This window comes from Arthrobacter sp. MA-N2 (assembly GCF_000517125.1).
Classification (GTDB): Bacteria; Actinomycetota; Actinomycetes; order Actinomycetales; family Micrococcaceae; genus Arthrobacter; species Arthrobacter methylotrophus.
In genome coordinates this window covers 3,204,845-3,215,069 of record NZ_KI912155.1, presented here as the reverse complement: position 1 = coordinate 3,215,069, position 10,225 = coordinate 3,204,845, and the positions used below count along the sequence as shown (strand labels likewise).

General features: G+C 63.7%; 10 protein-coding genes. 6 read left to right on the top strand and 4 right to left on the bottom strand.

Annotated elements, in window-relative coordinates:
• Positions 1-83 precede the first annotated feature (83 nt).
• The 6 genes from mihF (at position 84) to A3M3_RS0115715 (ending at position 6,198) form a co-directional block, all read left to right on the top strand.
• Positions 84-410: an integration host factor, actinobacterial type gene (mihF, locus tag A3M3_RS0115740; RefSeq protein WP_028267127.1), complete on the top strand. Its 327-nt coding sequence runs from the start codon at positions 84-86 to the stop codon at positions 408-410.
• Between the two features lie 71 nt (positions 411-481).
• Positions 482-1,054: a guanylate kinase gene (gmk, locus tag A3M3_RS0115735; protein ID WP_028267126.1), complete on the top strand. Its 573-nt coding sequence runs from the start codon at positions 482-484 to the stop codon at positions 1,052-1,054.
• A 39-nt stretch (positions 1,055-1,093) separates the two neighbouring features.
• Positions 1,094-1,354 carry a DNA-directed RNA polymerase subunit omega gene (gene rpoZ, locus A3M3_RS0115730; protein ID WP_028267125.1) on the top strand — a complete coding sequence of 87 codons (261 nt, stop codon included), beginning with the start codon at positions 1,094-1,096 and terminating at the stop codon, positions 1,352-1,354.
• 27 nt (positions 1,355-1,381) lie between these two features.
• Positions 1,382-2,629, top strand: coding sequence for a bifunctional phosphopantothenoylcysteine decarboxylase/phosphopantothenate--cysteine ligase CoaBC (coaBC, locus tag A3M3_RS0115725; RefSeq protein WP_028267124.1), 1,248 nt, complete (start codon positions 1,382-1,384; stop codon positions 2,627-2,629).
• Positions 2,630-2,721: 92 nt separating this feature from the next.
• Complete coding sequence (gene metK / locus A3M3_RS0115720; protein WP_028267123.1) at positions 2,722-3,951, top strand: methionine adenosyltransferase; 1,230 nt, start codon at positions 2,722-2,724, stop codon at positions 3,949-3,951.
• A gap of 105 nt (positions 3,952-4,056) precedes the next feature.
• Positions 4,057-6,198 (top strand): primosomal protein N', encoded by a 2,142-nt coding sequence (locus A3M3_RS0115715; protein ID WP_231497285.1) that lies wholly within the window; start codon positions 4,057-4,059, stop codon positions 6,196-6,198.
• On the opposite strand, the gene A3M3_RS0115710 is transcribed toward A3M3_RS0115715, so the two are convergent.
• The 4 genes from A3M3_RS0115710 to A3M3_RS0115695 are packed head-to-tail and all read right to left on the bottom strand — an operon-like array spanning position 6,195 to position 10,133.
• Positions 6,195-7,280, bottom strand: a complete 1,086-nt coding sequence (locus A3M3_RS0115710) for a glycosyltransferase family 4 protein (RefSeq protein ID WP_028267121.1) — start codon at positions 7,278-7,280, stop codon at positions 6,195-6,197. The two genes, A3M3_RS0115715 and A3M3_RS0115710, sit on opposite strands and share 4 nt — an antisense overlap.
• On the bottom strand, positions 7,277-8,224 hold the full coding sequence (locus A3M3_RS0115705; RefSeq protein WP_028267120.1) for an alpha/beta fold hydrolase: 948 nt from the start codon (positions 8,222-8,224) through the stop codon (positions 7,277-7,279). Before A3M3_RS0115705 ends, A3M3_RS0115710 begins: the two co-directional genes overlap by 4 nt.
• A 10-nt stretch (positions 8,225-8,234) precedes the next feature.
• On the bottom strand, positions 8,235-9,116 hold the full coding sequence (locus A3M3_RS0115700; RefSeq protein ID WP_028267119.1) for an aldo/keto reductase: 882 nt from the start codon (positions 9,114-9,116) through the stop codon (positions 8,235-8,237).
• Between the two features lie 42 nt (positions 9,117-9,158).
• Positions 9,159-10,133 (bottom strand): sugar-binding transcriptional regulator, encoded by a 975-nt coding sequence (locus A3M3_RS0115695; RefSeq protein WP_028267118.1) that lies wholly within the window; start codon positions 10,131-10,133, stop codon positions 9,159-9,161.
• Positions 10,134-10,225: the final 92 nt, after the last annotated feature.

The following is a 10,225-nucleotide window of genomic DNA, read 5'->3' as shown; positions in this document are numbered from 1 at the left end:
TGCGCTCTGCACGGACCAAGCGGTAGCTTCGGGATCAGTCCAAACCGCTACGCGCTCGATCGCAGCCAAAGGGGGATGTGTCAGTGACGTTGAAGGCTTTGTCTCCAGAGGAACGTTCCGACGCCTTGGAAAAGGCGGCGAGAGCCCGGGCACGACGGGCTCTCGCGAAGGAACAGCTCAGGACGGGTGGACTGAGCATCGCCGGGCTGATCAAATCTGCGCAGGCAGACGAGGCCATCGCGCGCATGCGTGTCTCCGAGCTCCTTGAGGCTGTTCCGGGTATCGGTCCGGTCAGGGCTGCTGCCATCATGGAGGAGATCGGAATCGCCGCTTCACGAAGGCTCAGGGGTCTGGGAATTCACCAGTCCCGGTCGCTGATAGATTTTATGGAAGACAAATACAGCGTTTAAACAAATACGGCTAAACAAATACGGCGTTTAAGCAGAAATGCAGCGTATTGAGCCTCTCCACGAAGGACGATGTGAGCAAGAATCCGGGACTGACCGTCCTCGCAGGCCCCACTGCCGTTGGCAAGGGAACCGTATCCACGTATATCCGTGACAATTACCCCGAGGTCTGGCTTTCAGTTTCAGCCACTACCCGCGCGCCGCGTCCAGGGGAGACCGACGGAGTCCACTACTTCTTCAAGTCCGCCGAAGAATTCGACGCACTGGTTGAAGACGGGCAGTTGCTTGAGTGGGCTGTCGTCCATGGCAAGAACCGCTATGGCACCTTGCGCAGCACGGTGGATGCCGCCATCGCCGAAGGCAAGTCCGTGCTGTTGGAGATCGATTTACAGGGTGCCCGCCAGGTCAAGGCCGCAGTACCGGACGCCAATTTCGTCTTCCTCGCGCCCCCCAGCTGGGACGAAATGGTCCGCCGCTTGGTCGGACGCGGCACCGAAACCCCGGAGGAACAGCGGCGAAGGCTGGAAACCGCTAAACTGGAACTTGCCGCTGAACCGGAGTTTGACCACACTGTCATCAATGACGACGTACGCCGGGCAGCGGACGAGCTTGTTTCACTCATGGGGCTTACCCCGCACCAGCGCTGAGCGCTAGCACTAGTCAGCCCGTTAGAATTTGGAGAATTCGTGTCCACGAACCTTGAAGGCATCATCAACCCGCCGATCGACGAGCTGCTTGCTGCCGCCGATTCGAAGTACGGTCTGGTGATTTTCGGCGCCAAGCGCGCGCGTCAGATCAACGCCTACTACGCCCAGCTGCACGAGGGCCTCTTCGAGTACGTTGGCCCGCTGGTCGACACGAAGCTGAACGAGAAGTCGCTTTCGATCGCCCTGCGCGAGATCAACGAAGGCCTGCTGGTTTCCACCCCCATCGAACCCGCAGAGTAATACAGACTGCTTGTTGACGGAGGTCACGTGCGCATAGTCCTCGGAGTCGGGGGAGGGATCGCAGCCTACAAGGTTGCATCGCTCCTCCGGCTTTTTACTGAGGCCGGACACCATGTCACGGTAATCCCCACGGAGGCCGCCAGCCGATTTGTCGGTGTCGCTACGTGGGAGGCGCTTTCGGGCAACCCGGTGAGCAACAGCGTCTTTGACGACGTGGAGAAGGTCAACCATGTCCGGCTCGGTCACGAAGCCGAGCTCATCGTGGTTGCCCCGGCAACTGCCGATCTGCTGGCCAAGGCCGCAACCGGCCAAGCCGGGGATCTGCTCACCAACACGCTCCTCATGGCCCACGGCCCGGTGCTTTTCGCCCCCGCGATGCACACCGAAATGTGGCATAACCAAGCCACCCAGGCGAATGTGGAAACACTGCGCAGTCGGGGCATTACCGTCCTGGAACCCGCAGTGGGCCGGCTGACAGGCGCGGACTCCGGGCCCGGCAGGCTGCCCGAGCCGGAAGCGATCTTCGCAGCCGCTATGGCTTTGGTCGACACCTCCTCGCCGGCAACCCAGCCTGCTGGCGTGAAGCCGCTGTCGGGGCGAACCGTCACCATTTCCGCGGGAGGTACCAGGGAAGCCCTGGATCCGGTCCGCTTCCTGGGGAACAGGTCGTCTGGCAAGCAGGGCGTTGCGCTGGCCACCGCGGCCCTTGACGCCGGGGCACAAGTCCGGTTTCTCGCCGCCCACATGGATGTCCAGCCACCCGCAGGCGTCGAGCTGATCCAGGTTGAATCCGCTCTGGAACTCCGCGATGCCGCGCTCAAAGCCGCCGTCGGCTCCGACGTCGTGATCATGGCCGCCGCGGTCGCTGATTTCCGTCCTGCTGAAGTCTCGGGTACCAAGATCAAGAAGGTCAACGGCAGCGACGCTCCGGTAGTGCACCTTGTGCAGAACCCCGACATCCTCCATGAACTGGTTGTGCGCCGCGACGCTGAAGCATCCACCCAGTTGATCGTCGGATTTGCCGCTGAAACCGGGGACGAAGACGGCGACGTGCTGCAGCACGCCACCGCCAAACTGAAACGCAAGGGCTGCGACCTTTTGGTGGTCAACCAGGTCGGCGTCGGACGTGTCTTCGGACAAGACCGGAATTCTGTGATCATTCTCTCGGGCCGTGGCGCTGCGCCGCAGTCTGCGGCCGGTTCCAAATCCGACGTTGCTGCCGCCGTCATTGACCGGGTCAGTACTGAACTGAGCCGCGTGCACCCGGCCAGCTAGGCGCCGGATGAGGCTCAATCCTTAGCTAGTCCATCCTTAGCACAGGGACATACGGCGGAAGCCGGTCGGCCCCAACCGAGTAAGGTAGTCGAGTGACTTTACCGCTGCACCATGAATCCCACGGAAACCCGTCCAAGCTCCGGCTCTTCACTTCGGAGTCCGTTACGGAAGGGCACCCGGACAAGATCTGCGACCAGATCAGCGATGCGATCCTTGACGCCCTCCTGGCGGTAGATCCGGAGTCCAGGGTTGCGGTTGAAACCATGGCCACCACCGGCTTGGTGCACGTGGCTGGCGAAGTCACCACGGATGCGTACGTCGAAATCCCGCAGATCGTCCGCGAGACCATCCTCGGAATTGGCTATGACTCCTCCGCCAACGGCTTCGACGGTGCACGTTGCGGCGTGTCCGTCTCCATCGGACAGCAGTCCAACGACATCGCTGGAGGTGTCTTCAACTCCCTCGAAGCACGGGAAGGCCGCCAGGAGGACGACTACGACCTGCAGGGTGCCGGTGACCAAGGCATCATGTTCGGCTACGCGAGCGACGAAACCCCGTCCTACATGCCTACCCCCATTTGGCTTGCGCACCGGCTTTCGGAGCGCCTCACCGTAGTCCGCAAGAGCGGCGAGCTGGCCTACTTGCGTCCCGACGGCAAGACCCAAGTGACGGTCGGATACGACGGCGACCGGCCGGTGTCCGTCGAAACCGTGGTCATTTCCAGCCAGCACGCCGAAGGAACCCATCTGGATCGCCTGCGCGCGGATCTTGCCTCGCACGTCATCGACCCCGTCCTGGCGGTTTCCAATCTGGACATTTCGCACGTCGCGAACATCCTGAACCCCGCCGGCGCATTCGTCATCGGCGGACCCGTCGGGGACGCCGGGCTGACCGGCCGCAAGATCATCGTCGACACCTATGGAGGCTTTGCCCGCCACGGCGGCGGTGCCTTCTCCGGAAAGGACCCGTCGAAAGTGGACCGTTCGGCCGCCTACGCAATGCGCTGGGTAGCCAAGAACGTCGTCGCGGCAGGATTGGCCAAGCGCGCGGAGATCCAGATCGCCTACGCGATCGGGCAAGCGCGTCCCGTCGGTACGTACGTCGAGACCTTCGGCACGGAGACTGTTGACCCGGCCAAGATCAGCGAAGCGATTGCGGAGATCTTCGATCTCCGCCCCCGCGCCATCATCGATGCCCTTGACCTCAAGCGCCCGATCTACGCCAAGACGGCGGCGCACGGCCATTTCGGCCGCGACGAGCCCGATTTCACGTGGGAACGACTGGACCGCGTGGACGAGCTGAAGGAATTCTTCAACGCCTGAACCCGTCGCCGGAGCTCAGTCAGCCCGAGCCCAGCCAGCCCGAGCCCGATTGTCGGTGGTGTGTGTTTGGCTTGACTCAAGAGCCGAACCAGGGAGGTGACAAGCATGAGCGATGATTCGCAGCTTCCCTTTGCCATGGCGGTGCATTCGCCGGCCCGCCAGCCGTCCTTGTTGCAGGGCTTCCCCACTCGAGCGAACGACGCCGGTGGGCCGCCACTCGCGTCAATCAACCCCGTTGCGCGGGTTCTGGTCGAATCATCCTTGCCACATTTGGACCGGCCCTTCGACTACGGCGTCCCGGCCGAGTTCGCGGACAGTGCATCGGCGGGGGTCCGGGTCAAAGTACGCTTCAGCGGCCAGGAACTCAACGGCTACGTGCTGGAGCGTGCGGAATCGTCGGAGGCAGGGCACACCCTGAATCCGCTTCTCAAAGTGGTTTCGCCGCTCAGCGTGCTCACTCCTGCCTTGCTGGAGCTTGCCTCCAGCGTCGCGGCCCGTTACGCCGGGACCTTGAGCGATGTGCTCCGCACCGCCATCCCGCCGCGTGTGGCACGCCTCGAGAAGGCGTTGCTGTCCGGCGAGTCCCTTTTCGAGGGGCCGGTCGAATCCATCATGTCCGCACGCGTTTCCTCCACCGCGGGGCAATCGGCGTGGGCTTCGTATACCAACGGCGCCCCGTACCTGCAGCACCTGGCCGCTGGTGGCGCGCCTCGGGCTGTCCTGACCGCAGTGCAGGGTTTTGGGATTGCGGGCTGGCCGCAGCTGGTGGCATCAGCGGTAGCCGCGGTCCGCTCTTCCGGGAGGGGCGCCGTCGTGGTTGTGCCCGACTACCGAGATCTCGACCGCATGGAGGCGGCGTTACGCTGTGTCCTTCCCGATACGGACCTCGCCCGCCTGACGGCCGATGACGGCCAGACACCGCGGTACCGAAGCTACCTTCGGCTCCTCAGCGGCGAGGCGAAGGTGGCTTTCGGCACACGTTCCGCGGCATACGCTCCAGTGCAGGACCTCGGGCTCGTGGTGTGCTGGGACGACGGCGACGACCTCCACATTGACCAGCGCGCTCCTTACGCCCACACGAGGGAAATCCTGCTTTTGCGTTCGGAACAGGAATCCTCAGCCTGCCTCATGGCCGCGCATAGCCGCAGCACTGAACTCCAGCGGCTTGTCGAGGTGGGCTGGGCCGTGCCTGTGGAAGCCCCGCGCACCGTGGTCCGCGCCAAAACGCCGCGTGTGCTCAACACCGCGGACAGCTTCGAGCAGGAGTGGGATCCTCTGGCCAGGATCGCACGCTTGCCTGGCGCCGCCTGGCGGGCTGCCAAGGAAGGACTGGAGCGCGGTCCCGTCCTGGTACAGGTCGCCCGGGCAGGGTACGCTCCGTCCCTCGTCTGCGAGGATTGCCGCGAACCCGCCAGATGCAACAACTGCCAAGGCCCTCTTGCCATCGCCGGGCAGTCGGCGCTGCCACAGTGCCGCTGGTGCTCGGCCCCGGCCCCGGAATGGCGTTGTCGCACGTGCGGTGGTGGACGGCTTCGCAGGGGCGCAGCCGGAGTGCTCCGTACCGCGGAAGAGCTGGGAAGGGCCTTTCCGGGCAAGGCCGTTGTGACGTCTTCGGGAGACCAGGTCAAGGCCACCGTTCCGGATGCCGGTGCCTTGGTGGTGGCCACGGTGGGCGCTGAACCAGTTGTTTCCGGGGGTTACGCTGCCGCCCTGCTCCTGGACGGTGATTCGCTCCTACGCCGGGAAAACCTGCGTGCAGGTGAAGACACCGTGCGTCGCTGGTTTAACGCGGCTGCACTTGTCCGGCCCGCCAGCGAAGGCGGGCTCGTAGTCATCACGGCCGACGACACTACCGCGACCGGGGCTTTGTTGCGCTGGGACGCGGCCGGGTACGCCTCAAGGGAGCTGGCACTGCGGCAGGAACTCCAGTTGCCGCCTGCGGTGCGGATCGCGTCCGTGACGGGCCAGCGGGCCGACGTCGTGCACTTCACGGAAAGCCTGGCCAAAGGCATCCAATTGCGCACCGCCGGCCCGGCTCCGGTTTCGCTCTCTCCCGTGGCACAGCGCGGACCAGGGTCGCGGGCAGCAACGCAAGAGAGCGATCCGGAGGTCCGGACGCTGTTCTTCATCCCGTACGCTCACGCGGCCGAGGCCACCCGGGCCATGCGGGCAGTCAAGGCTGCCAGCGCGGCGAAGCGGACGTCAGGACCCGTACAGTTGCGGCTCGACGGCGTCGACGTCCTCTAGCGCCGCTTGCCGACTCGCATCGCAACGATCTCTTCGGCCACGGCCAGAAGCTGACGGGCTGACTCATCCCAGTTGAAGACTGCCGCGCGTTCCACTGACCGTCGTGAGCGGGCCCGCCACAATTCTCCGTCGTCAAGGGCTTTGACGGCCGCGGCAAATTCGGCAGCCGAGTTCGGGTGCACATAGCTCACGGCATCCCCGCCTACTTCACGGAAGATCGGAATGTCGCTGGCGATCACGGGAGTGCCAAGCGCCATCGCCTCGACCAAGGGCAGGCCGTAGCCCTCTGCCTTGGAGAGGCTGATGAGGGCGGTGGCCCGCAGCAAGAGCGAATCGTACTCGGCATCTGTGACGCCGTTGTGGAACTCCACCCGTGCACCCGGCGGAACCAAGGGTTCCAACTCGGCACGGCGTTGGGGGGTGATCCTGCTGAGCAGATGCAGGGTGAACTCGGGTAATTCAGCCATGCCCTGGAGCATGGTCTCCACGTTCTTGTACGGCATGAACGAGCCCATGTAGAGCAAGGATTTCTCGGCACCCGCTGCGGGATCCCGCGGCGACTGGCCAGGCTGGGGGGCATTGCCAATGATCCGCACCGGCCGGCGGGTCAGATTGAACTTGGCCATGAGCGACTCGGTGGTATGGCTGATGGTGGCAACGATGTCTGCCCGGTTGAGAAGCAGGCGCTGCGGCCAGTAGGCCTTGTGGTACAGCCGCCAGAGCAGCCGCACCGGCGCAGGGAGGAAGCCCGGAGGAGCCGGGTGTTCGTAGTAGATGAGGTCGTGCAGGGTGAGGACCAAGCCGTATTTGCGTCCCCAGGTTCCCATGGTCTGCATGGGACAAACCACAACATCGGCCCCAAGCCTATTGACTTCGCGCGCCACGAACAGTTCACGGGGAGACAGCGGGCTGCTGATGTGCACGTAGGGGACGTCGGGAAGGAGCGCCAACTGGCGTTTGTCGCTGATCAGCATGGTGACATCCGCAATCTTGGACGTCGCCGCGATGAGGCTCGAGCCGTAGCGGCTGATGCCGTCATGATGGTCCGTGCGGGTAAAACGGGCGTCGATGACGATCTTCACGCGGGGTGTTCCTCCAGGAAGCTGCGGATGGCGGCCGCGGCCGGCGCCGGGGTCTCGTAGTGGATCAAGTGCCCGACGTCGGGAATTACTTCCAGCCTGCCGTCCGGGAGGACGTCCATCAGTTTGTGCTGGTCCCGGAGGAGCGCGATCTCGTCCTTCTCCCCGGCCACCAATAATACGGGGAGGTCCAGCTGCCCGGCGACCTCGGCCACATGGCTGGACACGGAGGCGCGGAAGGATTCCAGCAGGCTGGCGCGGTCGGCGAAGGCGGAGAAGTACGCATCGTGCTGTCCATGGACGAAGTTCCGGAGTTCCTTGTCCCGGGTTTTGGCCATCGCGGCACTCATGATGCGAACGATCACGCGGCTGCGGAGCATGGCAAGGCCCAGCCGGCGCGGGAGGCCGGCGGAGACCTGGTAATAGAGAACTGCCAGTTTGGTCATGAGGCCCTTGGTCCCCTCAAGCGCGGGAGCCGCGATCGGATTGATCAGGATCAAGGGGCGCACGGCACCGGGGTTTGCAGCGACGAAATGGCTGGCGACTATGGATCCGAAGGAATGCCCCAGGAGAACCGTGTCCGATCCGAGATCCAAGGCCGCCATGAAACCGGTGATGAACTTCCCGTAGCGCTCCACGGTGTGGGGATCGCCTGCGAATGGCTCCGAGCTGCCAAAGCCGGGGAGGTCCGGCATGATGATCCGCATCTCGGGCAGATGGTCCACTACCCGCAACAGTCCGTGGTGGTCGCCGCGGAAGCCGTGGATGACCAGTATGGTTCGTGTCTCCGTGGTTAGAGTGACCGGTTCGTAGCACCAATAAGCCACATTGCTGCCGTCGAGGTCGATGTCCGAGGCGCTGGTCCTGGAAGCCAGTGCCTTGCTGAAGAACTCCCGGGTGGAGGCTGGTGCGGGTTCGGGGGAGTGGTTGGAGTCCACTTGTTCCATTCGGCGGGTCCTAGTTGACGTTATCCGGGTGTGACCCGGTGCGGTGGTGGCGTTCGAGGGCGGCCAGGCCATCCATGTCATCGGTATCTAGCTCGAAGCCGAAGACACTGAAGTTCTCCTGGATGCGTGCGGCAGTGCTCGCCTTGGGAATGACGATATTCCCCAATTGGAGGTGCCAGCGGATGATGATTTGCGCGGCTGTCTTGCCATATTTGTCGGCGAGGGCTTGGATGGCTGGATCGTGGAGAACCTGTCCGCGGCCCAACGGGCTCCACGCCTCGGTGCGTATGCGCAACTGCTCGTGCAAGGTCCGGAGCCGGGTCTGCTGCAGCCAGGGGTGCAGTTCGATCTGGTTCACTGCGGGCACTACTTCGGCTTTTTGCATGAGGGCCTCAAGGTGGGCCGGCTGGAAGTTGGAAACTCCGATCGCGCGTACGCGCCCCTCGCGGTACAGGGTTTCCATGGCCCGGTAGCTCTCCTGGAAGAGTCCGCGCGCGGCGCACGGCCAGTGGATCAGGTACAGATCGATGTAGTCCAGTCCGATGTTTGCCATGGAAGTGTCGAATGCCCGGAGCGTGGAGTCGTATCCCTGATCCTCGTTCCAGAGCTTGGTGGTCACAAAGACGTCTTCGCGTGAGAGCGGGTGGGTGCCTTCCCCGGAACCTCCCGTGTTGCTGTCCACGCCGGCCGGCGGTATGACGGCGCTGCCGATGCCGCGGCCCACACCGGTTTCGTTGCCATACATGGCGGCGGTATCGAAGTGCCGGTAACCTGTGCCGAGCGCCGTGGCGACCAGGGACGTGGCGTCCGCCGGTGGCACTTTGTAGAGTCCGAACCCTAGCTGGTCAATCAAGACGCCGTTGTTGAGACTGAGCCGGGGCGAGGGTTTCATAGCCAAGACTCTACCTACCTCGATGCCGGGAATGTTTCAGGCTCATTCAAACATTCCGGATGGACTGCCGAAACTCACCAGCCGTTTGGCGGTGGCCTCGTCCACGATCAGGTCGGTGGCCAACCTCGCTGCCAGGGCGCCGCGCAGGCCGTTGATCTTGGAGGCGCCGGATACGACGCAGATCCGGCGCCTGACCTGCCGTAGCTGCTCGTGGCTTGGACCGGTGGAACGCTCGTTGAGGGTGATCCCGTCGGAGGATCCATCGGCACGGAAGAAGACCGTCGCGACATCGCCCACGACGTCCGAGCCCGCCAGCAGATTGAGGTCTGTTTCGTCGAGGTACCCGCCGGCATATACGTGGCTGGGGTAGTCCGCGTGCACCGAGCCCACGCCGAAGATGGCGATGCTCATTTTGCCTTGGAGTTCGAGCACGCGTTGGACGCTTCGCTCATTCCACATGGCAGTCTTTGTCGAGGCGTGGTCGAAGAATGCGGGCACGGGGAACTGTTCCACCCGTGCGCCGTAAGCGATGCCAAAGCGCCGCATGATGTCGCTGGCGTACGTGATTCCGGTGGTTTGCATGTTGCCCGCACCGTTGAGCTGGACGACGGTGCTGTCGTGGGTGATCTTGCGGGTCAGATGCCTGCTGACGGCACTGATGGTGGCACCCCAGGCGACGCCGATGATGGCGTTTGAGTCGACGAGGGGACCTATGGTGCGTGCTGCCTGCATCGCGACCCGGTCAAGGGTTTCCGCCTCGTTCAAAGTGTCCAGAACGGGAACCACATGCACGTCGACCCCATATTGGCTGCGGATCATGCGCTCCAGTTCGGGGGCGGAGTCCAGCGGGCTGCGGATCTGGACTTGCACCAGTCCTGACTCGCGGGCCGAGGACAGCAGGCGGGAGACGGTTGAACGCGAGGTCCGAAGTTCCCGGGCGATCGCGTCCATCGTGAGGTCCTGAAGGTAGTACATCTGCGCTGCCCGGAGGGCGTCCGAAGGTCGTGAGCGTGGCATCCCGGTTCCGTTCTGCACGTTTGTGCAAATAGCTTGATTTCTTTTTCCACTCCTTCGAAGAATAGTTGTGCAAGGTGCGACGTCAAGAGATG